Origin of the sequence: Streptomyces sp. BE20 (genome assembly GCF_036322525.1) — a bacterium.
Classification (GTDB): Bacteria; Actinomycetota; Actinomycetes; order Streptomycetales; family Streptomycetaceae; genus Kitasatospora.
In genome coordinates, this window is the sequence record NZ_JAQYWW010000471.1 from 21,025 (window position 1) to 44,902 (window position 23,878).

At 74.4% G+C, this 23,878-nt stretch carries 18 protein-coding genes; 6 read left to right on the plus strand and 12 right to left on the minus strand.

Features of this window, described 5'->3' with window-relative positions:
• Positions 1–72: 72 nt before the first annotated feature.
• Positions 73–1,533 carry a sulfatase family protein gene (locus PUR61_RS05785; RefSeq protein WP_329876296.1) on the minus strand — a complete coding sequence of 487 codons (1,461 nt, stop codon included), beginning with the start codon at positions 1,531–1,533 and terminating at the stop codon, positions 73–75.
• Between the two features lie 551 nt (positions 1,534–2,084).
• On the opposite strand from PUR61_RS05785, the gene PUR61_RS05790 reads away from it, so the two are divergent.
• A complete protein-coding gene (locus tag PUR61_RS05790; RefSeq protein WP_329876298.1) occupies positions 2,085–2,780 on the plus strand; it encodes an HAD family hydrolase in 696 nt (231 codons plus the stop codon).
• Positions 2,781–2,998: 218 nt separating this feature from the next.
• Here the strand turns inward: PUR61_RS05790 and PUR61_RS05795 are convergent, their stop codons facing one another.
• The 4 genes from PUR61_RS05795 to PUR61_RS05810 form a co-directional block, all read right to left on the minus strand.
• A complete protein-coding gene (locus tag PUR61_RS05795) occupies positions 2,999–3,682 on the minus strand; it encodes a phosphonatase-like hydrolase (protein WP_329876300.1) in 684 nt (227 codons plus the stop codon).
• Between the two features lie 11 nt (positions 3,683–3,693).
• Positions 3,694–4,815 (minus strand): TIGR03364 family FAD-dependent oxidoreductase, encoded by a 1,122-nt coding sequence (locus PUR61_RS05800; RefSeq protein ID WP_329876302.1) that lies wholly within the window; start codon positions 4,813–4,815, stop codon positions 3,694–3,696.
• Between the two features lie 217 nt (positions 4,816–5,032).
• Positions 5,033–5,545, minus strand: a complete 513-nt coding sequence (locus PUR61_RS05805; RefSeq protein WP_329876304.1) for a pyridoxamine 5'-phosphate oxidase family protein — start codon at positions 5,543–5,545, stop codon at positions 5,033–5,035.
• A 153-nt stretch (positions 5,546–5,698) separates the two neighbouring features.
• Positions 5,699–6,394 carry a phosphatase PAP2 family protein gene (locus tag PUR61_RS05810; RefSeq protein WP_329876435.1) on the minus strand — a complete coding sequence of 232 codons (696 nt, stop codon included), beginning with the start codon at positions 6,392–6,394 and terminating at the stop codon, positions 5,699–5,701.
• Between the two features lie 645 nt (positions 6,395–7,039).
• On the opposite strand from PUR61_RS05810, the gene PUR61_RS05815 reads away from it, so the two are divergent.
• Positions 7,040–8,785 (plus strand): GAF domain-containing protein, encoded by a 1,746-nt coding sequence (locus PUR61_RS05815; protein WP_329876306.1) that lies wholly within the window; start codon positions 7,040–7,042, stop codon positions 8,783–8,785.
• Here the strand turns inward: PUR61_RS05815 and PUR61_RS05820 are convergent.
• Positions 8,737–9,237: an SsgA family sporulation/cell division regulator gene (locus tag PUR61_RS05820; protein WP_329876308.1), complete on the minus strand. Its 501-nt coding sequence runs from the start codon at positions 9,235–9,237 to the stop codon at positions 8,737–8,739. The two genes, PUR61_RS05815 and PUR61_RS05820, sit on opposite strands and share 49 nt — an antisense overlap.
• A 407-nt stretch (positions 9,238–9,644) precedes the next feature.
• Here PUR61_RS05820 and PUR61_RS05825 point away from each other — a divergent pair, with 407 nt between their 5' ends.
• Positions 9,645–11,123, plus strand: coding sequence for a hypothetical protein (locus PUR61_RS05825; RefSeq protein ID WP_329876309.1), 1,479 nt, complete (start codon positions 9,645–9,647; stop codon positions 11,121–11,123).
• A 193-nt stretch (positions 11,124–11,316) separates the two neighbouring features.
• Positions 11,317–12,576, plus strand: coding sequence for a TerD family protein (locus tag PUR61_RS05830; RefSeq protein ID WP_329876437.1), 1,260 nt, complete (start codon positions 11,317–11,319; stop codon positions 12,574–12,576).
• A gap of 117 nt (positions 12,577–12,693) precedes the next feature.
• Here PUR61_RS05830 and PUR61_RS05835 read toward each other — a convergent pair whose 3' ends face one another.
• The 3 genes from PUR61_RS05835 to pruA all read right to left on the minus strand — a co-directional run bounded on the left by PUR61_RS05835 (position 12,694) and on the right by pruA (position 16,369).
• Positions 12,694–13,389 (minus strand): RraA family protein, encoded by a 696-nt coding sequence (locus PUR61_RS05835; RefSeq protein ID WP_443035127.1) that lies wholly within the window; start codon positions 13,387–13,389, stop codon positions 12,694–12,696.
• Between the two features lie 288 nt (positions 13,390–13,677).
• Complete coding sequence (locus tag PUR61_RS05840; RefSeq protein WP_329876311.1) at positions 13,678–14,607, minus strand: proline dehydrogenase family protein; 930 nt, start codon at positions 14,605–14,607, stop codon at positions 13,678–13,680.
• A 133-nt stretch (positions 14,608–14,740) separates the two neighbouring features.
• Positions 14,741–16,369, minus strand: coding sequence for an L-glutamate gamma-semialdehyde dehydrogenase (gene pruA, locus PUR61_RS05845; protein ID WP_329876313.1), 1,629 nt, complete (start codon positions 16,367–16,369; stop codon positions 14,741–14,743).
• 268 nt (positions 16,370–16,637) lie between these two features.
• Between pruA and PUR61_RS05850 the strand changes: the two genes are divergently transcribed.
• On the plus strand, positions 16,638–18,239 hold the full coding sequence (locus PUR61_RS05850) for a PucR family transcriptional regulator (protein WP_329876315.1): 1,602 nt from the start codon (positions 16,638–16,640) through the stop codon (positions 18,237–18,239).
• A 109-nt stretch (positions 18,240–18,348) separates the two neighbouring features.
• On the opposite strand, the gene PUR61_RS05855 is transcribed toward PUR61_RS05850, so the two are convergent.
• Together PUR61_RS05855 and PUR61_RS05860 are read right to left on the minus strand one after the other, a co-directional pair.
• Positions 18,349–19,830: an alkaline phosphatase PhoX gene (locus PUR61_RS05855; protein WP_329876317.1), complete on the minus strand. Its 1,482-nt coding sequence runs from the start codon at positions 19,828–19,830 to the stop codon at positions 18,349–18,351.
• Between the two features lie 214 nt (positions 19,831–20,044).
• Positions 20,045–21,376, minus strand: a complete 1,332-nt coding sequence (locus tag PUR61_RS05860) for a hypothetical protein (protein WP_329876319.1) — start codon at positions 21,374–21,376, stop codon at positions 20,045–20,047.
• 182 nt (positions 21,377–21,558) lie between these two features.
• Between PUR61_RS05860 and PUR61_RS05865 the strand changes: the two genes are divergently transcribed.
• Entirely contained in the window at positions 21,559–22,002 is a 444-nt protein-coding gene (locus PUR61_RS05865; protein WP_329876321.1) for a VOC family protein, read from the plus strand.
• Between the two features lie 81 nt (positions 22,003–22,083).
• Here PUR61_RS05865 and PUR61_RS05870 read toward each other — a convergent pair whose 3' ends face one another.
• The gene (locus PUR61_RS05870; RefSeq protein WP_329876323.1) at positions 22,084–23,757 is read right to left on the minus strand and encodes a hypothetical protein; all 1,674 of its coding nucleotides are present in this window, start codon (positions 23,755–23,757) and stop codon (positions 22,084–22,086) included.
• Positions 23,758–23,878: the final 121 nt, after the last annotated feature.

Genomic DNA, 23,878 nt, shown 5'->3' on the forward strand with positions numbered 1-23,878 from the left:
GCCGGCGCCCCGCACCGGGCGAACCGGGTGCGGGGCGCCGACCACCGGTGGTCGAGCGGTCGGGCGGCCCGGTCAGGCGACCCGGTCGGCGGCCAGCTGCGCCGCCAGCGCCGGGACACCGAGCGCCTGCTCCTCCTGCGGCGTCGCCTGGTACAGCAGGTTCGTCAGCTGGTACGGATCGGCCGCCAGATCGTAGTACTCGCGGAACTTCACCTCTCCGGTGCCGGACACCGTGCCGTTCGCGTCGGTGTGCAGCGCGTAGTACTCGGTGTACTGCCGGTCCTTCGCGACGTACGAGGACCAGGTGGGCGGGCCGCCCGCCGCCGTGCCCTGCTTCCACCACTCGACCAGCAGGTGGTCCCTGCTGTAGGTGCCGAGCAGCGAGTGGCCGTCCTGCGGGGTGCCGGGCGTGATGCCGGCGGCGTCGAGGATGGTCGGGGCGATGTCGATGTTGGCGACGATCCGGTTGTCGACCGTGCCCGCGCCGAGCCCACCGGCCGGCCAGGACAGGTAGAACGGCACCTCGTGGGCCGGGGAGTAGGGCACGGACTTCTTGAGCCAGCCGTGGTCGGCCCAGGTGTACCCGTTGTCACCGACGTAGATGACCAGGGTGTTGTCCAGCTGGCCGAGCGCCACCAGCTTGTCGTGGATCGCCTGGACGGCGTCGTCGACCGAGAGCAGGCTGCGCAGCTGCCGGGTCCGCAGCGCCTGGGCGTCGGCGAGCGTGGAGGTGGCGTTCTTGATGTAGCCGGGCTTGTCGCTGCGGTCGGCCTCGGGCACGGAGGGGCGGCCGTTCCACGGCGGCACCACCGTGTCGGCGTACTTGGCGGCCGGGACGTTGGGTTCGTGCGAGGCGTAGGGGGTGACGTAGGCGAACCAGGGGCGGGTGTCGGTGGCGGCCTTGTCCAGGAAGGCCAGCGTGCGGTTCTTGATGATGTTGGTGGTGTACCCGGTGAGCGTCTGGACGGTGCCGTCGATGTTCCAGTTGGCGTTGTTGAAGGCGGGCTGGAGCAGCGCCCACTCCTCGAAGTGCGGCGGGTTGTCGGCCAGCGCCCAGGAGTTGAGGTACTTGCCGAAGAGACCGGTGCGGTAGCCGGCCTGCCGGAGGTGGCGCTGCACGGTGGTGTTCTGGTCGAGACTGTGCGACGCACCGTTGTTGCGCACGCCGTGGTTGTGGGCGTAGCGGCCGGAGAACACCGACGAGCGCGACGGCGCGCAGAGCGGTGTGCTCACGTGGCCGTGGCTGAACCGGACGCCCTGGCCGGCGATCCAGTCCACGGTCTTCTGGATCGCCCACTCGGTGTGCTTGGGCTGGTCGTCGGTGACGATCAGCAGGATGTTCGGCCGGGCGGCGGCGCCGGCGGCGGCCGCGGGCCGGGCGGCGGCGAGCTGGAGTGCGGCGGGGGCCGCCGCGGTGGCCGCCACGGCGGCGGCGCCCGTGAGGAACCCCCGCCGGCCGACGGCCTGCGCCCGGCCGTCCCCGACCGGGCCGTCGGTCGAATTGCCGGTCGAATCTCCCGTGGAATCGCTCATTCGAATTCCCTCCGTGCTTTTCGGTGATCCCGGCAGGCCGCTCACGGGAAATCCCGGTTCGGCATTGCCGGAAATCGGTGCCGGGAAGCGGAACTCCGGCCCGCGACTCGTCCGCACCCGCACCCAGGAGGGCGTCCACGGGCACGGCGAGTCGCCGGCAGTCCGCCTGAAAGGAACCGGGGCGCCTCGTCTACCTGCACGAACGGTGCGAGTGCGAGCCACCCCGAGGAATCGCGACGCGGGTCGGCCGGTTCCCGTCCGCCCTTCGGGGAACCGCCGCCCGACTCACGCCGAGTGGGCTGTACAGAGGGCGCTCGCCAGCCGTCCGAAATCGACATGCCGACGAGCAGCCAGGAAATCGCCAGCTGCCATGCGAGCGACTGTAGGAGTTGCGGGGAGTCGCTGGCAATACCCGGGGAGAATTGTTGCGGCGCCATGACGGATATCGGGACCCATGTTTCCGCCGGTATCCTCCCGCCGGTCACCTCCCGCCGACGGACGGCTCTGGCGCGGCCCGTCGGCGGTCGGGCGCCCCCCTATGCTGTCCGGTCATGATCACTTCACCGGCACCCTCACCGGCACTCCCGTCGGCGCCCTCACCGGACCCGATACGGCTCGTCATCTTCGACTGCGACGGGGTCCTCGTGGACAGCGAGCGGATCGCCGCCCGCGTCCAGGTCGCGCTCGGTGCCGAACTCGGCTGGCCGCTCGCCGAGGCCGACGTGGTGGAGCGCTTCATCGGCCGCTCCCAGGCCGCGATCCACGAACAGATCGCCGCCCGGCTCGGTGAGGAGACCGCCGGAGCGTGGTGGGAGGCGTTCGTCCGGCGGCACGCCGAGGAGGTGGACGCCGGACTCACCGCCGTCGACGGCCTGCCGGAGGCGCTGGACGCGATCACCCTGCCGACCTGCGTCGCCTCCAGCGGTTCGCACGAGAAGATGGCGCACACCCTCGGCCGCACCGGGCTCCACCACCGCTTCGCCGGCCGGATCTTCAGCGCCACCGAGGTCGCCCGCGGCAAGCCGGCCCCCGACCTCTTCCTGTACGCGGCGCAGCGGATGGGCGTGCCGCCGTCAGCCTGCGTTGTCGTCGAGGACAGCGAGCCCGGCGTCCGGGCCGCCCGCGCCGCCGGCATGCGCGCCTTCGGCTACGCCGGGGGTCTCACCGCAGCCGACCGGCTGGCGGGCCCCGGGACCGTCGTCTTCGACGACATGCGGGAACTCCCCGCCCTGCTCGCCGCCGGATAGCCGTCGCGCGGCGGCCGACCCGGACAGCGGCCCCCGACCGGTGCAGCCCCCCGGCCCCGGTCCCCCCGGCCCCGGCCCACGCGCGAACGGCCGACCGGCCGCCCCCCCCTCACGGCCGTCGGCGGACCGCCCGGCACCCCGCTCGGCCCACACCGGAGCGGGGTACCGGGCGGCCGACCGGGCGGGCGCGCCCTCCGCCGCGCCCGCCCGGCACGGGATCAGCCCACCGGACCGAGCAGCCCCGGCAGTTCGACGACGGACGTCAGCACGTGCGTCGCCCCGTCGGCCCGCAGCCGCTCCTCGCCGTGGGCGCCGGTGAGCACCCCGGCCACCACGGACGCCCCGGCTCGCGCGCCGGTCAGCATGTCGTAGCCGGTGTCGCCGGCCACCGCGATCTGCCGCACGGACTCGGTCCCGGTGCGCAGCAGCGCGGTGAGCGCGAGGTCGGGGTACGGGCGGCCTCGGCCCGCCTCGGCGGGGCAGAGCGTGAGGTCGGCGATCGACTGCCAGCCGAGCGCGGTGAGGATGCGGTCCTGGGTGGCCCGGGAGAAGCCGGTGGTGAGGACCACCGTCCGCCCCTGGCCGCGGAGTTCGGCGATCGCCTCGGCCGCGCCGGGCAGTGCCGCGCAGTGACCGGCGTCGACCAGGTCGTGGTAGGCGGCCTCGAAGGCGGTGTTCGCCCGCTGGGCCTTCTCCTCCTCGCCGAACAGGTGCCGGAAGACGGAGATCTTGGACTCGCCCATGGTGGCGCGGACGTGCTCCAGCATGCGGGCGTGCTCGGGGCTGCCGGCCTCGACGCCGAGGGTGCCGGCGGCGGCCTGGAAGGCCCGCTCGACGAGGCCGTCGTCGGCCACGGTGGTGCCGGCCATGTCCAGGACGACCAGGCGGATGTCGTACGACATTTCAGTTCCTCTTACAGGTTGGCGAGTTCGGCGGTGGTTTCGGCGATGGCGGGCGAGCAGGTCATGCCCCGGCCGCCCGGGCCGGTGACCAGCCAGACGCCGTCGCGGACGCGCTCGCGGTGAACGACCCGGGTGGTGTCGACGCACTGCGCGTACACCCCGGCCCAGCGGCGCCGGACCCGGGGCAGCGGGCGGCCGAGCAGTTCCTCGGCCACGCCGACCAGGTGGTCGTACGGGTCCTCGACCACGTCGAAGCCGAACGGCTGGTCGTACTCGTGGGTGTCGCCGATGGTCAGACCGCCGTCCCGGCGCTGCACCATCAGCAGCTGCATCTTGTGCTCGGCGGCGACCGGCGGCTGCGGCTGAACGGCCTTGAGGTGCTCCAGCGCACCGCCGGCGAAGGCGGGGTAGTAGCGGAAGGAGTCGCCGTCGGCGACGGAGGTGGTGAGCGGTTCACCCAGCGGGTCGGTCTGCATCATCTGCAACCGCACCTTGCGGACGGGCAGTTCGGGGGCGAGCTCGCGGACCAGGCCGCCCAGCCAGGCGCCGGTGCAGAGCACGACGAGGTCGCCGGTGTGGGTGTCGCCGTGGTCGTCGCGGACGGCGTTCTCGCCGATGACGTCGCGGACCTCGCGCCCGGGCAGGAAGGTGTACCGGCCGGTGGCCAGCAGGGCGGCGCGCAGCGCGGGCTGGGCGGTGCGCGGCTCGACGGCGGCGTCCCGGTCGCACTGCAGGGCGCCGAGCAGCTTGCCGCGCAGGGCCGGGTTGGCGGCCCGGGCCTGTTCCGCGTCGAGCAGCCGGTAGCCGCGCGCCGCGGCGTCCGGAAGGGTCAACGCCTGCTCGGCGACGGCGAGTTCGGCCTCGGTGCGGATCGCGGTGAGCGAGCCGTTGGCCCGAAAGCCGAGGTCGGGCACCTGGCCGCCGATCCGCTCCCAGAGCTCGCGGGCACGCAGCGCGGTGTCCAGTTCCTCGCCCTGGGCCCGGCCACTGACCCAGACCAGGCCGAAGTTGCGCACCGAGGCGCCACGCGCCTCGGCCTCTCGCTCCAGGTGGACGACCTCGTGGCCGCGTTCCACGGCGTGCCAGGCGTGCATGGTGCCGAGCACGCCTGCTCCTACGACGATGACTCTCATGCGGCCAGGGTGGTGCCGCCAGGTGACCGAGGGGCGTCGGAGCGGCGGCCCGCAGATGAACCGACCGAAAAGTTGTACAGCCAACCTGGGGGAAGGGTCGCGACTCGGGCCCGAGGCCGGGGCGCGAGGCCCGGGGCACCCGCCCCGAACCACGCCCGGCCCCGCCCCGGCAGCTCGCCCGGGCGCCCCGCGCCGGGAACCCGTGCCGGGAACCCCGCTACCGTCGCACCGTCGCCCGCAGGTAGTTCCGCCGGCCGAACTTCGGCTCGTCCACCGCCGTCAGTTCCTCCACCTGGAACCGGTACAGCGCCGCCGCACCGCCCCCGGTGAGGAACTGCCGCCGGATCTCCGCGTCCTGCGCGAAGGCGGGGTACCGACCCTGGTAGGCGGCCAGCGCCGACTCGGCCTGCCGCCCCCACGCCTCCCCCGCGCTGCCGGTCAGCTGGAGGCCGCGCAGTTGCTCGCCGAAGACCGGCGGCGGCAGGAAGACGGTCGCCGCCGCCCGGGCCTCCTCGGCCAGGTGGTGGCTGTGCCGGGTGGCACGCTCGCTGACGAAGTAGAGGACGAGGTCCTCGTCGTACGCGAAGAAGGCGAGGTTGGCGTGCGGGCCGTGCTCGTGGCCGGCGGTCGCGAGCGTGAGCACCATCGCCTCGGCCAACAGCCCCTCGACCCCCTTGCCGAGCTCCTCGGCCGGCCAGTCCCCCTGGGTGATGTCGAGTCCGTACGGCATGGGCAGCACTTCCCTCCACTGGCACGCCCGGCGCCCGTGGCGCCCGGGCACGACTGAGCCGGGCGGGCGCCGCGTCCACAGGGGCCCCACGCCCGGCTCACATGCTCTCCCCGCCACCCCGGTCACACAAGGGTCGGACGGCACCCGTCCGACTCAGCCCCGCCGCATCGTCGCCGGCGGTCGGCCACCGGCCGGCGCGGGCAGCCCGGCGCCGAGGAGCGGGCGCAGCGGACCGCTCCGCACGCGGTCGACCAGCGGCGCGGCCCGGCCCGCCACCGACGCGAGCGGAAGCGCCACCAGTACGCCGACTACCGCACCGGCCAGCACGTCGTGCGGATAGTGCACGCCCACCCACACCCGGGAGGCACCCATCAGGACGGCGGCGACCCCGGCGATCCACCCGATCCGCCGGTCGGCGAACCAGAGCGCGGCGGCGGCGGCGAACGCGACCACCGTGTGGTTGCTCGGGAACGACCAGTCGCCGGGTCCGGGGCAGGACTCCAGGGTGTCGCGCACCCCGAGCTGGGCGCAGGGCCGGACCTCCTCCACCACTCCCTTGAACACCGAGTTCACCGCGTACGCGACGACCACGATCAGCGGCGAGGCGAGTACCCGCGCTATCACCACGGACCCGGCCCCCCGCGCACGCCACCACGCGGCGAGCATGAGCAGCGCGAAGAGCGCCAGGCCGAGCGCGGACCAGAGCGCGACCAGCCGGTCCAGCCAGTGCGGCGCGGCGTCGGCCCAGCCGACCACCCGGGTGTACAGGCCGCCGTCGACGCCGCTGCCGTCGTAGGCGGCCTGCGGACCGGCCGCGTACGACGCGGGCGCGGGGGCGGGGACGGTCACGGCCGCCGCCGTCGGCAGCAGGACGGTCACCGGCGGGCCCTTCCGGGGCGGAACACTTCGAGAACAAACGGGAGCATGGAGACAACTACTACCAGAACAGTGGTCCCCACCGGATACCGATCGATTCCGGGCACGCCCGGCGGGCCCCCCTCGGGCGGCCTCGCAGGTCGGCGGCCGGCCCCGTCGCGCCCTCGCCTCCGGACGCTCCGGCGGCGACCCCGCGACCGGCATCCGGACATGCGCCCCCGACGCGCCTCCGTGCGCCCGACGCGCATCCGTCACGACCGCCGCGACCGGTCCGTCACCCGCCGCGGCTCCGCCCCGCAGCGCCCCGCCGCAGCCCCGTTCCCGGCCCGCGCCGGACCCGCCGCACCCCCGCCCCACCACCCGGCACGAGACCGCGACCCGGCACCGGACCGCGCCCCGGAAGGCCGCCCGCCCGCCTCGCCTCCGGCCACGCACCACCCGCCCCCGCAGCCACACCGGACCCGACGCCCGGCGGTCATCACTCATTGGCATGTTCACTCTCATACCCCGTGGTATTCCGACTTGGCAGACCCCATCCCCAGGAACCGGCAGCGCCCGTACTCTTTCGTCAACGCGTCAATCCGGCGCGCCCTCGAACGGCGGCGAGGAGCAAACGGAGTGCGGCAGACCGGACGGCAGACCCGACGACCCGAACGTCGAACTCCGCAGACCGCTGCGGAGCTGGCCAAGGTCCACGAGCGCGCCCTCGCCGAGGCCGCCGCCCGCAGCGCCGCCCGGGACGCCGCCCCCGACGACGACCAGTCGCGCCTCGAACCCCGTCCCGAGATCGGCGACTCCTGGGCCCGCCTGCGCCGACTCGGCCTCGACCCGGACTCCGGCGCCGCCGCCGTCCACCTCGGCCCCGCCGAAATCGAACACCGCCGCCGCACCAGCGGCCTCGACCCGGTGCTCCCGGTCCTGCGCGACACGCTGCTCGAACCGGTCGGCCAGGCGCCGCTGATCCTGGCCATCGCCGACGCCGACGGCCACATCCTCTGGCAGGAGGGCGAACGCGGCCTGCGCCGCAGCGCCGACCGGATCGGCTTCCTCACCGGCGCCCGCTGGGTCGAGGAGAGTGTCGGCACCAACGGCATCGCCGCCGCGCTCCGCGCGCAGCGCCCGATGCACGTCCACTCCGCCGAGCACTACCTCCGCAGCCACCACTCCTGGACCTGCGTCGCCGCGCCCGTCCACGACCCGGGAACAGGGCGGCTGATCGGTGCAATCAACCTGAGCGGACCGGCCCACACGGTCCGCCCGTACCTCCTGCAACTGACCGCCACCGCCGCCAGACTGGCCGAGACCGAGCTGCGCGCCCGGCGGCTGGAGTCACTGCACCACCTGCGCACCCTGGCGGCCCCGCTGCTGGCCCGGGTGAACGGTCCGGCCCTGGTCGTGGACGCCGCCGGCTGGACCGCCGCCGCCGCCGGATTCCCCCCGCCCGCGCGGCTGCGGCTGCCCGCCGGCGGCTGGGGCTCGGCGGCCGTGCACTGGCTGCCGAGCCTGGGTGAGTGCGTGATCGAGCCGCTGGCCGACGGCTGGCTGGTCCGCCCGGTCCGCCCCCAGGACGACGACCCGACCGCGACCGGCGGTCCGGACGGCCGGCCCGACCAGGGGCTGCTCGCCGAGCAGGCCGAGGGCGCCCGGCTCCGGCTCGACCTGCGCCGGCCGGACCGCGCCGAGCTCTCGGTGCACGGCGCCGCCGGCAGCTGGTCCCACGGACTCAGCCCGCGCCACGCCGAACTGCTCCTCCTGCTCGCCACCGAGCGGGACGGCCACACCGCGGCCCAGCTGGCCGACGGCCTGTTCGGCGACCCGGCCCGGACGGTGACGGTCCGGGCCGAACTGTCCCGGCTCCGCCGTTACCTGGGCGGCCTGCTGGCCCACCGGCCGTACCGGTTCGCCGAGTCGGTGCTGGTCAGCGTGCTCGGCCCGGAGGACCCGTACGACCTGCTGCCGAGCTCGTCGGCACCGGCCGTACGCCGGCTCCGGACGGGGTTGGCCGACGGCACGGCCCGGCTCCCCGGCCCCCCGCCGTTACCGGGCCCGCGCGGCCCCGGCGACGCGGCCGCGCCACGAGCCCTGCCCGCACACCCGTCCCGACCCCGCGCGCCCCACGCACACCACCGGAACGCGCAGCCCGTCTCCGGACAACCGGTCTCCGTGCAGATCGTTTCCGTACAGCCCGCCTCCGCGCAGCCCGTCGGCACGCAGCCGGTCCGCTCGCAGCTCCCGGGCGCACACCTGCCCCCGCCGTCGCCCACCGGCCCGCAACCCTCGCGCGCCCAGCCTCCGGGCCCACGGCCCGTCCGGCCTCAGCCGCCCGTCAGCAGCTCGGACAGCTGGGCGTCGGTCGGCCCGTAGGCGCGCTCCGCCTCCTCCGAGACCAGCGCGTACGTGCGGTCCAGCCAGGCCCGGACCTTCGGTTTGGAGACCTCCAGCAGGGCGCTGCCGTGCGGCGATTCCAGCGCCAGGTGCAACGTCGAGCCGTGGCACGGACAGTACGCCGGCCACAGCTTGACGTCGCCCTGACCGCTCAACGAGCGCAGGCCGTCGCGCAGAAGTTCACGCGAGAACACCCAGTCGGCCTCGTCCGGCCGGCCCAGGTGGAACGTCAGCAGCACCTCGTACGGGCGGTCGGCGTCGAACCGGAACCGCGTGCGGACCTCGCCGACCACCTCCTCGCCCAACGAGATCCGCAGGGTCAGCACCTCCTCCACCGCCGCCGGAGCGGCGGTGGAGCCTGCCTCATCGCCGCCCGTGGGGGTAGCGGCGAGAGGGGCACTGGAGGGTGCTGACAGCGGGTCGGGCGGCATGACGGTCTCTCCGGGACGGCGTGGGATGGCATCAGCCTGCGCCACTGGTCACCGGGCGGCAAGGGTTGCAAGGAGGTTGCAATAATCCCTGCCCGACCGGGCAGATCCTTACCGATCCTGTCAGACGGACCGTCAACTTCCGCTATCCGAAGGGTTGTCCACGGATCGGATCGGTTCCGTCCGAGGGCTGGCCACCCCCGGGCCGCCCGCTGGTACGCTCGTCCCCCTGCCGGCGCGCGCCCGCGCGCGAGTCACCGGTGGACCCCGCACGCGCAGCCCCGGACGAGACCTCGCCGGACCGGCCGGCCAGGCGGCCGTCCGCCCGGTCCGGCAGCACCGGCGCCGCCGTCGGTACGTGGGAGAATGCGACGACCGCAACGGCGACTTCAGGGGAGGGAGGGGGCCCGGTGACTCTGTCCGAGGACACCGGTCAGGACGCGGCGTACCCGCACGACCGACACCGCGAACGCCACGGTCGGCACGGTCGGCCGAAGCCGTTCGGCGGGCGCCTCCGGCTGCCCACGCTGCGGTTCTCCGGTGCCGCGATGGCGATGTCCACCGTGGTCGGCATCAGCATCGCCACCACCTTCCTGCTCAACGAGCAGCAGGGCGTGGGCCGGCGCGCCGGGGTCGCCCGGGTCGGATCCAGCGGGCCGCCCAGTCCGGCCTCCCCCGACGCCAACGGGCCCTCCTCCGACCCGACCGCCACCGGGCCCGCGGGCCGCGCACCGGCCGTCCCTCCGCAGGCCGGCGGAACCGGCGCGCCGGGACCGGCCGCGGGAACGCACTCCCCCGGCCCGTTCGCGTCGGGCGCGCCGCGCCCCGGGAGTTCCGCGTCCGGCCGGCCGCTCGCCGAAGGCCCGGCCGCCTCGCGCGGCCCGGCCACCTCGCACGGCCTCACCGGCGAACCCTCCGCCCAGGCACTCGGCGGGAACGGTCCCGGCGGCAACGAGGCCCTGGGCGGCGATCCGAGACCCGGCCCGAGGGCCGCCGACGGCCGGCAGCCCGGCGCCGACCCGGCGGGCACCGACGGACCTCAGGCCGACGGGTACCCGGCCGCCGAGCGGCCCCCCGCCGGAGAGCCCGCCGACGGCACGTCACCGTCCGGACCGTCACCGTCGGCCCCCGCGACCTCCGTTCCGCGGCCACTCGTCCCGTCGCCGGGCGGCGCCGCGCCCCGCCCGCCCGTCGCGCCCCCGGGCCCGGGCGGCCTGACCTCCGAGGAGACCGGAGGCAGGGAAACCGGAGGCAGGGAAACCGGAGGCAGGGAGACCGGCAACGAGAACCCGACCGCCGGGACCGAGAGCGGCACCAAAACCGGCAACACCGACGCCACCGACCACACCGACCGGGCGCTCACCGGCGCCGCCCTGGTCCAGTCCCTCGGCCGCAACGGCACCCGGCACCTGCTCGCCCTGACCGTCACCGAGCCGCTCACCGCGCTGCAGACCGAGTTCCGGCTCGCCCCCGGCACCCTGGCGCCCGGTTCCGGCACCGCCTGGACCGACCTGGCGGGCGCCGTGACCACCACCCACCACGAACGCGGCGCACTCGTCTACCGCTTCACCACGCCGCCCGGCACCGACGTCCGCCCCGGCCGGTACGTCTTCGGCGTCCTCGGCAGCCGCTCCGCCGCGGCCACCGCCGCACCGGTCGCGGGACCCGCGCCGACGGCCCCCTCCGCAGCGCCCGCGCCGAGTGCCGCCCCGTGCCCGGCCACCGCGCCGGAGACCTGGAGCGCCGCCGCCTTCGGCATCCGGCACCCCCGCGCGGTCGCCGCCCTCGGCACCTTCGCACCCCCGACGGACGCACCCGGCGCCCCCGCCGGACCCTCCGCGTCCGCCGTACCGCGCCCCCGGGCCCACGCGACCGCACCGGCCCGCTGACCTGGCCCGCTGCCCCGGCCCGACCACCGGGTCGCCCGCCGGAGGACCGCCCGGCCACCGGACGGGTCGGCTCCCGTTCGGGCTCATCTCGGCCACCTCGTTCGTTACTGTGGTCGCCAGTCGGCACAGCCGTCCCGTCCCACGGGGCCGGCCCCGCACCACCGCATCCCAGGAGGAGTTCGTGTCCACGGTCCTGACCCAAGGCGGAAACGCCCCGCTGACCACCGCGCGGGTGACCGTCGAGGTCACCGCACCCAAGGCGCTGGACGTCTCGGGCCTGCTGCTGACCGATGACGGTAAGGTCCGCTCGGACGCCGACTTCGTCTTCTACAACGCCCCGAACGGGCCCGGCGTGACCCACCGTCCGGCTTCCGCCGGCGGCCCGGACGCCATCGCCATCGACACCGCCGCCGTCCCGGCCGGCATCACCAAGATCGTGGTGACCGCCAGCCCGGACGAGTCCGGCGCCACCTTCGCGGGCATCGAGCCGACCGCCACCGTCCGGGACAGCGCCACGGGCGAGGTGCTGGTCACCTTCACCCCGCCGCCGCTCGGCCGGGAGACCGCCCTGATCGTGGTCGAGGTCTACCAGCGCAACGGCGCCTGGAAGGTCCGCGCGGTCGGTCAGGGCTACGCCGACGGCCTGGCGGGCATCGCCACCGACTTCGGCGTCAGCGTCGAGGAGCCGGCCGCCCCGGCCGCCACGGCCCCCGCCGCAGCCCCGGTCGCCCCGCCCGCCGCGCCGGCCCCCGCCGCGCCGACGGCCCGGACGGTCCAGACGCCCGTCGACCCCCGGGTCGCGATGGCCTCCGCCCCACCGATGCCGCAGGGCGCCCCGCCCGTGCCGCCGGCGCCCCCGACCGCACCGTCCCTCACCAAGGTCACCCTGGACAAGGGCCGGGTCAGTCTCACCAAGGGCGGCTCGGTCTCCCTGGAGAAGAACGGCAAGCCCTTCCTCTCCTCCATCCGGATGGGCCTCGGCTGGGAGCCCGCGGGCCGCGGCCGCAACATCGACCTCGACGCGTCCTGCATCGCCTTCGACGCGAAGCGCGAGAAGCTGGACACCGCCTGGTTCATGAAGCTGGGCATCTTCAACGGCTCCATCGCCCACTCCGGCGACAACCTGACCGGCGAGGGAGGCGGCGACGACGAGTCGATCACCGTCCACCTCAACGGCCTGCCGCCGGAGGTGTGCGGCCTGGTGTTCGTCGTGAACTCCTTCTCCGGGCAGAAGTTCACCGACGTCAAGAACGCCTACTGCCGTCTGGTCGACGCGTCCTCCAACCAGGAGCTGGTCCGCTTCGACCTCACCCAGTCCGAGCCCCGCACCGGCGTGGTGATGTGCAAGCTGGTCCGCCAGTTCTCGGGCGAGTGGGTGATGACCGCGATCGGCGAGTACGTCGACGCCAAGACCGCCCGGGCGATGGTCAAGCCCGCCGCCTCGATGCTCTGACCGCACCCGCACCGGTGCCGGTACCGGCACCACCGAGGGCCCGGCCGCTCCCGCGAACAGGAGCAGCCGGGCCCGTCGGCTCCCTGCCGCGTCAACCCGTTCGCGCCCTCGGGGCGGCTACTCCTCGATCGCCCCGCCCACCTGCCGGAGGTGCCGGCGGAAGGTGTACTCCGGCTCCCGGGCACGGCGCTCCAGGTACTGGTCGAACGCGGTCTGCCGGCGCAGCGTGTCGCCCGAACGGATCCGCTCCGCCTGGACGCGCTCGGTGCGGGCGATCCCGACGGCGGTCTCCAGTACCTCGTCCACCCGCGGGCCCTGGACGAACAGCGCGCCGTCCGCGTCCGCGAACACCACGTCCCCGGCGCTCACCAGGTGCGGGCCGAAGCGGGCCGTGGTCAGCGCCTCCGGCTCCCGGGCGTCCACCCGGACCGGCCCGAGCGGCAGGCTGCCGTAGCTGAACACCGGAAGCCCGATCTCCAGCAGCTCCGGCGTGTCCCGGTGCAGCCCCCACACCACCAGCCCGGCCACCCCGGAGGCCCGCGCCTCCAGCACCGCGAGGTCACCGACGCACGCCTCGTCGACCCGCCCGCCGTTGTCGATCACCAGCACGTCCCCGGACTCCGCGGAGCCGTACGCCTCCAGGAAGACGTCGACGCTGCCGTAGTGCCGCACCGGCAGCACCCGCCCGGCGACGCGGCTCCCCGGGGCCACCGCGGCCACCCCGGCGGGCGCCACCCGCACCTCGACGCCGAGCCGCACGCACGCGTCCGCCACCAACGGCGTCGACAGCTCCGCGAACCGCTTCATCACCATGCCAACTCCTTCTTCCCGCAGCCCAGTTCACCAGCGGGAGGATCCTACGCCGCAGCCAGTCCCACACCATCGGGTGAAAGACCGTCCCGCACGGCACAACTCCTCCGACCCGCCACTGGCGTGACGCGCATCCGAAGGAGGGGCATCACGCGTGCTGTGGCGCACGAGCTACCGATCACGGGTTCCCTGTCGCAGGAGGACTTCCTCCGAGCTCCGGCCCCGGACGACGAGAACGGCCCGCACCCCTCCGCGCATCGGGGGTACGGGCCGTGTCCTCGGCGGCGGTCGTCAGCCGCGGGTCGCCATGGCACGCAGGAAGAACGTCAGGTTGGCCGGGCGCTCCGCGAGGCGGCGCATGAAGTACCCGTACCATTCCTGCCCGTACGGGAGGTACACGCGCATGGTGTTGCCCTCGCCTGCGAGGCGCAGCTGCTCCTCGGGGCGGATGCCGAAGAGCATCTGGTACTCGAACGAGTCCCGCTTGCGGCCGTTCCACTGGGCCAGCTGGCCGGCGATCTTGATCATGTTGGGGTCGTGCGAGGCGATCATCGGGTAGCCCTCGCCGGCCATCAGGACCTTGAGCGCGCGGACGTACGCGAGGTCGACCTCGTGCTTGCCCTGGAAGGCGACCGACTCGGGCTCCTTGTAGGCGCCCTTGCAGAGGCGGACCCGGGAGCCGGCGCCGGAGAACTCGCGGCAGTCGGCCTCGGTCCGGCGCAGGTAGGCCTGGAGGACGACGCCGAGCCACGGGTAGTCGGCGCGCAGCTCGCGCGCGATCGACAGGGTGGAGTCGGTGGTGGTGTGGTCCTCCATGTCGAGGGTCACCGTGGTGCCCGCGTCGGCGGCGGCCTCGCAGATGCGGCGGGCGTTCTCCAGCGCGATCTTCTCGCCGTCCACCGGGAGGAACTGGCCGACGGCCGAGAGCTTGACCGAGACCTCGGCGCCGGCGGCCAGGCCGGTGTCCTTGAGGGCCGCGAGCAGGTGCTCGTAGGCCTCGGCGGTACCGGCGGCCTGGGCCGCGTCCTGGGTGTCCTCGCCGAGGTGGTCCAGGGTGACCTTGCGGCCGGTGGCGACCAGGTCGTCGCAGGCGGTGACGGCGTCGTCGAGGGCCTCGCCGGCGACGAAGCGCTCGACTATCGCGTGGGTCGGCGGAAACTTCTCGACGACGGTGCGGACCTGCGGGGAACGGGAGGCCGCGAGGAGGGCGGAACGGAGCATCGTGACTCCTGGAACTGGTGCTTCTAAGGGTGGCAGAAAGGCGGGCGGCGGACCGGGGGGTGGGGTCCGCCGCCCGAGGGACGGCCGGTTGCGGGACCGGGCGTCAGGGGACAAGGTCCCGGGGGGAGGACGTTCAGCCCATGTGCGGGTAGCGGTAGTCCGTCGGCGGGACGAAGGTCTCCTTGACCGAACGGGTCGAGGTCCAGCGGGCCAGGTTCTGCTTGGCGCCGGCCTTGTCGTTGGTGCCCGAGGCGCGGGCGCCGCCGAACGGCTGCTGGCCGACGACCGCGCCGGTCGGCTTGTCGTTGATGTAGAAGTTGCCGGCCGCGTTGCGCAGCTTGAGCATCGCGTGCTGGACGGCCTCGCGGTCCTGGGAGATGATCGCGCCGGTCAGGGCGTAGTCCGACACCGACTCCATCTGGGTCAGCATCTCGTCGTACCGGTCGTCCTCGTAGACGTGCACGGCGAGGACCGGGCCGAAGTACTCGTCACGGAAGTACTCGCTCGCCGGGTCCTGGCAGACCAGGACGGTCGGGCGGACGAAGTAGCCGACGCTGTCGTCGTACGTGCCACCGGCCAGCACCTCGACCTGCGGGTCGGCCTGGGCGCGGTCGATCGCGGCCTTGTTCTTGGCGAACGCCCGGTCGTCGATGACGGCGGACATGAAGTTCGACAGGTCGCTGACGTCGCCCATGGTGAGGCCGTCGACCTCGTCGCGGAACTCGTCCTTCAGCTCGGCCCAGATGGACGCCGGGACGTAGGCGCGCGAGAGCGCCGAACACTTCTGGCCCTGGAACTCGAAGGCGCCGCGGGTCATCGCGGTCTTCAGGACGGCCTTGTCGGCGGACGGGTGGGCGACCAGGAAGTCCTTGCCGCCGGTCTCGCCGACGATCCGCGGGTAGGTGCGGTAGCCGGAGATGTTGGTGCCGACCTCGCGCCACAGGTGCTGGAAGGTGGCGGTGGAACCGGTGAAGTGGATGCCGGCCAGCGCCGGGTGCTTCAGCGCGACCTCGGAGACGGCCAGGCCGTCGCCGGTCACCATGTTGATGACGCCCTTGGGCAGGCCCGCCGCCTCCAGCAGCTGCATCAGCAGGTGCGCGGAGAACTGCTGGGTCGGCGACGGCTTCCAGAGCACCACGTTGCCCATCAGCGCCGGCGCGGTCGGCAGGTTGCCGGCGATGGCGGTGAAGTTGAACGGGGTGATCGCGTAGACGAAGCCCTCCAGCGGGCGGTGGTCGCTGCGGTTCCACACGCCGTCCGAGGAGATCGGCTGCTCGGCCATGATCTGCCGGGCGAAGTGCACGTTGAAGCGCAGGAAGTCGACCAGCTCGCAGGGGGTGTCGATCTCGGCCTGCTGGGCGGTCTTGGACTGGCCGAGCATGGTGGCGGCGGCCAGGGTCTCGCGCCAGGGGCCGGCCAGCAGGTCGGCGGCCCGCAGGAAGATCGCGGCGCGGGAGTCGAAGGAGAGCGCCTGCCAGGCCGGGGCAGCGGCCAGGGCAGCATCGACGGCGTCCTGCGCGTCCGCCTGGGTGGCGTTGCGCAGGGTACCGAGCCTCGCCGCGTGGTTGTGCGGCTGGACGACGTGGATCTCGGCGCCGGCGCCCATGCGGCGCTCACCGTTGATCGTCATGGTCAGCTGGACCGGCTCCTGGCCGCCCAGCTCCTTCAGCTTGGCCTCCAGACGGGCCCGTTCGGGGCTGCCCGGGGCGTAGCTGTGGACCGGCTCGTTCACCGGCGCGGGGACCTGGGTCACAGCATCCATGAGCGCACGCTCTCCTTCATGTCTTGCGGGGATGCCGGCGCGGGTCGCACGACGGCCACAGGACGAACGCTATTCCCGCACCAGGGCCCGCTTGATTGGCCGGGCGGCTAAAATCATTCGCACGGCGTTGTCCAACTGGATGAACAGCCGGCCGATCGCGCCGATCGACGCGCCGATCGACGCGCGGACCGCCGCAACGGCGAGGCGGCGGAAGGAAGGCGGACCGGTCCCCGGACGGGGCCGGCCGGTGCCCGAAGGAGGCGGACCGATGACCAGCCCGGGCATCCCGCTCCGCCAGTTGCTGATGTCGCTCGGCGAGCCGCTGGTCGAGCTCCAGGCCGCCCCGCACGGACTGGACGTCGCCGTCCGCGACGTGGCGATCCTCGACCCGGAGGACCCGCCCACCGCCGCCACCGGCGAGCTGGTGCTCGCCATCGGCGCCCGGGGCCGGGCCGCCCTCCCGGCGCTGCGTGCGGCCGGACGGGCCGGCGCCGCCGCGGTGGCCGTCAAACTGGACGCGCCCGGGCAGGCCGACGCGCTGCGCGAGGCGGCCACCGAGGCGGGCGTGGCCCTGCTCTCGGTCCGCCGGGAGACCCGCTGGGAGCACCTCGACTCGCTCGCCCGCGCGATCATCGCCGGGCCGGACACCCCGGACTCGCCGGGCACCGCCGAGCACAACGCCGGCGACCTCTTCTCGCTCGCCCAGACGGTCGCCGTCCTCACCGGTGGCATCGTCTCGATCGAGGACACCTCCAGCCGGGTGCTCGCCTACTCGCGCTCCTCCGACTCGGACGAGGTGGACGACCTGCGCCGGCTCTCCATCCTCGGCTGGCAGGGCCCCGAACCGTATCTGTCGAAACTCCGCGAGTGGGGCGTCTTCCAGCACCTGCGCACCTCGGACACGGCGATCGCGGTCGACCCGCACCCGGAGCTGGGCCTGCGCCGCCGGCTGGCGATCGGCATCCGGGCCGGCGCGCAGCCGCTCGGCACCATCTGGGTGCAGGAGGGGGCCCAGCCGCTCGCGCCGCTGGCCGAGCAGGCCCTGGTCGGCGCGGCGCGGGTGGCGGCGGCCCAGCTGGTGCGCCGACGCCGGGAGCTGTCCGCGGACGTCCGGCTGACCCGGACGCTGCTCACCGGCCTGCTGGAGGGCTCCACCGGCGCGCAGTCGCTCGCCACCCACCTGGGGCTGGACCTGCGCCGCCCGGCGACCGTGCTGGCGTACAGCGCGGGCTCCACCGAGGAGCTGACCCGGGCCGAGGTGACCGGCCTGATCTCGGTGCACACGGCGGCCCGGCACCGGACCGCGCTGCTCGCGCCGATCGAGTCCCGGGTGTACGTGCTGCTGCCGGAGCTGCCGGCCAACCTGCCGATGGCGACGGTGCGGGACTGGGCGCGGGAGGTGGTCGAGGCGGCCCGGGACCACCTGGGCGTCCCGCTGCGGGCGGCGATCGGGTCGACCGTGGAGGGCCTCGCCCAGGTGCCCGACTCCCGGGCGCAGGCGGACCGGATCCTGGACGCGATGGGCCGCGGCGGGGTGGACCTGGAGGTCGCGGCGCTGATCGACGTGCAGGCAGAGGTACTGGTCAGCGAGGTGCTGGCGCTGCTCCAGGAGCGCGGCGGCCTGCGCGACCCGCGGCTGACCGCGCTCACCGCGTACGACCGCCGGCACGGCACCCGGCTCGGCGAGTCGGTGCTGGCCTGGCTGGACGCGCTGGGCGAGGTCAGGGTCGCGGCGGACGCCCTGCACATCCACCCCAACACGCTGCGCTACCGGGTCCGCCGGGCCGAACAGCTGACCGGCATCGACCTGGCCCAGCCGCAGCAACGCCTGCTGGCCATGCTCCAGCTCCGGCTCCCGGCCGAGCCGTAGCCCGCCCGCTCCACGCCCGGCCCTGGTCCGGGCCCCCGGGGGACGCACCCGTCGGGGGACGCGACGGGGGCCCGCCGAAGCGGGCCCCCGTCACTCACCTGCGGTCGGTTCAGGCGCCGTAGCCCTGGCCGCGCTTGTGCTCGTTCAGCCGGTGCCACGGGCCGGTGATGGCCAGCTGGATGCCGGGGACCTGGATGTTGGCGAAGAGGGTCTTGCCGTCGTCCGAGAAGGTCACGCCGGTGAACTCGCTGAACTCGGGCTTGGTGGCGGTGCCGATGTTCAGGTCGTTGCGGGCGATCGGGTAGGTCAGCCCGTCCTCGGTGGCGCCGAACAGGTGGGACACGCCCTCGCCGTCCTCGGCGATCACGATGCCGCCGTACGGCGAGACGGTGATGTTGTCCGGGCCGTCGTAGTTGTCGTGGTCGCCGAAGACGTCGGTGTTGACGCCCAGCAGCACCTTCAGGGTGATGGTGCGGCGGACCGGGTTGTAGAACCAGACCTGGCCGTCGTGCTGCACCGGGCTCTCGGAGCGGGCGAAGCTGGAGACGAAGTAGAAGCCGCCGTCACCCCACCACATGCCCTCCAGCTTGCGGGCGCGGGTGACCTCGCCGTCCTTGAACTGCTTGCGGATCGAGACGGTGCGGGCGTCGCGGTCCTCGACCTTGACCCAGTCCACGCCGTAGGTGGTGCCGACCGTGGTGGCGCGGGAGAGGTCGTCGACGAACTTGCCCTGGGCGTCGAAGACCTTGAAGGCCTCCAGCAGACCGGCGTCGGCGGCCAGCTTGCGCAGCTGGTAGCGGCCGTGCTTGAAGCCGGCCGGCGGGGTCCAGCGGAACAGCAGGCCGTTCGGGTTCGAGGCGTCCTCGGTCAGGTAGACGTGGGCGCGCTTCGGGTCGACGACGACGGCCTCGTGGGCGAACCGGCCGAAGGCCTTCACCGGCTGCGGGTCGCGGTTGTAGTCGTCGTCGAACGGGTCGACCTCGAAGATGTAGCCGTGGTCCTTGGTCAGGCCGTTCTTGCCGGCCTTGTCCTCGGTCTCCTCGCCGGACAGCCAGGTGCCCCACGGGCTGACGCCACCGGCGCAGTTGGTGGAGGTACCGGCGATGCCGACCCACTGCTCGACCTTGCCGTTGGCCTTGGCGTGCACGATGGTGCAGCCGCCGGCCGCGCCCGGGTCGTAGACGTGGCCCTCGATCAGCGGGACCGGGTTCGGCCAGTTGGCACGGCCGCCGGACAGCTCGTGGTTGACGACCAGCAGGTTGCCGCCGCGCTCGTCCTCGAACGCCGCGGTGCCGTCGTGGTTGCTCGGGGTGAACTCGCCGGTGCGCAGCTTGGTGACGCCGGTCCGGTTGACGACCTTGTACTTGAAGCCCTTGGGCAGCGCGAGCAGGCCCTCCGGGTCCTGGACCAGCGGGCCGTAGCCGACGGCCACCCGCTCGGCCTCGGCGACGGCGGCGGCCGGCGCCTCGCCGCCGACCGGGGCGGCGATCGCGCCCGGCGCGCTGGCCAGCGCCTCGGCGCTGCCGGCGATCAGAACACCGGCCCCGACGACGGTGGAACGGTTGACGAAGTCCCGGCGGGACAGCGACATGGCAGTCACTCCTGAGGGGTGGCGCCGACCGGGACGGTCCCCGGTGCATGGCGTGCGAGGTGTCGAGGCTGGACGTCGACGCCCAGAGACTCCGCCCGTTCGGTGAACGCACGGTTAAGCAGATGCCTCGTCAGGGTGGTCATTTGCCGACCGTATTCGAACTCATGATCCGCCCTTCCCCGACGAACCGCAGGTCGAGCGGGCGAACGGGGGCTCAGCGACCGTTCCGGGCCACCCGCCACTGCTCCCAGGAGGCCAGCCAGAGCTGTTCGCAGAGACGGTGCTCCTCGCCCTCCCCGAGCCCCTCCTGAACCCGGTCCTCCGGCCCCCGGCCGGCGCGGCCGCGCCGGACCTGTTCCCAGGCCCGCTGCGCCGGCAGGCTCGCCACCTCGCTGGCGAACACCGTGTACCGGATCACCTCCTCGACCGCGGCGTCCCCTTCCGGCGTCCCCACCACCCAGTGGGTCAGCTGGGAGAGCCGGTTGAGCTGCTCGACCATCGCCGCCACCGCGGCCAGCGCCTCCTCCCGGGTCTCCGAGGCGAGCCGCATCTGCTGCCGCACGGCCGTCTCCCAGCGCAGCGCGCCCGCCTCCGCGCGGGCTCCGCGGGACGGCCTGGGCGCCCGTCCGGCCCGGACCCGCGCCTCGACCGCGGCGGCCTCGCTGATGCCCTGGGCGATCACCGCCCGGTGCGCCTCCAGGCCGGTGGCCAGGGCGAGTTCGCGCTCGCCCAGGGGTACCTGGCGGCCCCGCCGGACGGCCAGGTCGCGCAGCATCGCGGTCCGGCCCCGCAGGTACCGCTCCTGGTCACCGATCCGGGCCAGCTCGACGCCGCCGGGCGGCACCCCGCGGCCGCAGACGGTGACGGTCAGTCCGTCCAGCCGGAGGCGGCCGGCCCACACGGGTTCGGCCCCGCTGATCGGGCAGCAGCCGGGCAGCGCCGCACCGGACCAGAGCCCGCGCCGGTCCTCGTGCACCTCGACCGCGCGCGGCTCGCCGTCCACGGTGATCCACTCGCGCAGCGCCCGGACCCGGCCGGGGCCGTCCCCCTCGTCCACCCCGAGCTGTTCGTAGACGCGGTCGCGCTCGTCCTCGACCACGTCGTCCAGCTCGGGCAGCGGCCCGAGGCGCTCGACGCCGGGCCGGTGGGTGCGCACGGTGATGAACGGGCCGTCGGGGGAGCTCCAGTCGCCGGAGCCGACCTCGATCCAGCCCGGCCCGGCGACGGTACGGACGCCGCCGAATCCCGCGCCGGCCGTCCCCGTACCGCCGAACCGCGCACCGGACGCCTCGGTCCCGGCAGCGCCGGAGGCGGCGCCACCGGCCTCGAACGCGACCAGCACGGCCCCGCCCGGCCCGAGCAGGGGCGCGGCGCCGTACACCGGGAAGGAGGCCGAGGCGAGGGTGCGGCGGGCGAACTCCTCCTGGGCCGCCAGGCACTCCTCCAGGTCGTCACCGCGGCATCCGTCCGGCCGGTCGAACCGGTCCACCGTCCCCGCGCCGTCCCTGTGCCGGCCGTCCCGCCCGCTGCCGCTCGCCCGCGTCATCCCGCGCCGCACCTCCTGGTCCTCGCCGTGCCCCGTCGACTGCGGGCAACGATACGTGGCCCGACCTGCCGGGTCATCAGGCCCTTTGTCGCAGCGGGCCGATCGGCCCGGCAAACGGAACCGGCGGCCGGCGGCCGTGTCCGGGCGCCCGGCTGTCGGTCCCCCTTCGTACGCTGGCCGGCATGACAGCAATCACGGAATTCCCGGCCCGGATCAGCATCGTCACCCTCGGGGTCACCGACCTCGACGAGAGTGCCCGTTTCTACGAGGCGCTGGGCTGGCGCCGTTCCTCCGTCTCCAGCCCGGAGATCGTCTGGTTCCGCACCGCCGACTCGGTGCTCGGCCTCTTCCCGCACGACGAGCTGGCCGCCGACGCGGGTGTGCCGGCCGGCGGCGAGCCCTCGTTCCGGGGCGTCACCCTCGCGGTGCACCTGGAGTCGCCCGCCCAGGTGGGCGCCGCGCTGGAGCGGGCGGCGGCGGCCGGCGCGACGGTGGTCAAGCCGCCGGCGCCGACCAGCTGGGGCGGCTACTCGTGCTACTTCGAGGACCCGGACGGCCACCTCTGGGAGCTGGCCCACAACCCGTTCTTCCCGATCGCCGAAGGCGGCTCGCTGGACCTGCCGTGAGGCCGGCGACCGATCGGGCGGGCCGGGCGCCCCGCCGCCCCCGCAGCCGGGCCACCCGCCACCCGGGCGGCCCCGGGCGGCTCAGCCCTTCGACCGCGCCTTGAACGCCGCCTTGCGGGCCTCCTTGGCGACCGTCCGGTCCAGGTGCAGCTCGCCGACCGCCTCCAGCACGTCCGCCGTGTACGGGTGGTCGACCCGCCACAGCTCGCCGAAGTAGCTCGCCGGATTGCCGGTCACCGGCAGGTCCGTGATCAGCTCGCGCAGCTGCTCCGGGTCGCCGCCGGAGTCGAGCAGCTGGGCCGCGAACGCGTCGACCACCGTCCACAGCGCCATCGCCCGCTCGGGCGCGGGCACGTCGGCCGCGCCGAGCGAGACCAGCCAGGTCCGCGCCCCGCCGCCGAGCTCCGGGTCGTCCAGCACCTCCCGGACGGCCGGCTCGGCGGGCCCGCCGAGCATGGTCAGCGCCGAGTGGCAGAGCATCCGGCGCATCGGGGCGTACGCGTCGTGGCCGCGCGCCGCGGCGAGCAGCTCGCGCGCCGCCTCCACCGGATCCCGGTCGGTGATCCAGACCCGCAGTTCCTCCTCGGGCAGCACGTTGGCGGCCTCGCTGATCCCGCTGAGCAGCGCGGCCGCGTCGCCCCCGGCCAGGTCGCCGACCAGCGGCGCGTCGTAGCCGTCCTCCAGCAGCCACTGCCGGATGCCGTACTGGCCCAGCGGCGTGAGGCGGACCAGCCCGAAGCGGGCGGACTCCGCCTCGTCCAGCGGCTCCTCCGTGTCGGCCTCCGGCACCGCGGCCTCGCCCTCCTCCTCGTCGAAGAGGTCCGGGTCGATCGGCCGGTAGTCCAGCAGGCCCAGCTCGGCCAGGTCCGCGAGCATCGGGTCCAGGGCGACCATCACGTCGGTGATGTCACCGAGCAGTTCCTCGCTCGGTTCCTCGCCCTCCGGCACCACCAGGAGCGCGGCCAGCACGCCGAGCGGCACGGTCTCGCCGCCCGGCTCGGCGAAGGCCGTGGTCTCGTACAGCACCTGGAGCGCCTCGTCGAGCAGCTCGGCGGCCTCGTCGCGGGCCTCCTCGACCTCGCTGAGCCGGTCCTCGTCGTCCTCGTCCTCGTCCTCGTCCGCCGAGGTCTCCGAGCCCTCGGCGTCCTCCCCGCCCTCGTGACCGCCGTGCCCCTCGTGACCCGGCTCGGGCATCGAGTCGGCCTCGACGGCCAGCTCGCGGACGATCCCGGCGGCGGTCAGCCACAGCTCCAGAACGGTCTCCGGGTCCCCCTCCTCGGCCGGTTCCAGGTCCGGCCCGGGAACGGCGACGTGCTCGCCGGCCGCCGTGGTACCGATCTCGATCAGATCCAGGTCACAGGCCAGCGACCAGGCGCGCATCGCCTCGACCACGGCCTCCTCCGACACCTCGCCCTCCTCCGGCGCGAGGCCGAGCAGCCGGGCGGCCGGCTCCCGGTCCGGGTCGGTGAGGTCGCCGAACTCGTCCACGGTGCGGTGCGGGGCCGTCCAGCGGGCCAGCTCCAGGGCCCACCCGAACATCGGGACGGCCTTCGCCTGCGCGGCCAGCTCGGCCTCGGGCGGCAGCGTCACCGGCGGCACCAGCACGGCCGAGTCGTCCAGGTCGTCGTCGTCCAACCCGTGTGCGGCGAACGCCCCGTACAGATCCTGCAGCTCCAGGTCGGCGGGCAGCACCGCACCCTCGCCCGGCGTGCCCGCCTCCGAGGTCCCGGCGTTCTTACGACGTCGTGCGGCCATCGTTGCGCGTTCTCCCTACCCCGAGGTCAATCCGCCGGCCCCGCGGCATCACCCGCGCGTACCGGTCCATCACCTCAGCGTATAGGCCGCGCACGCCCGATGCCCGGCCTCAAGGGGCGCG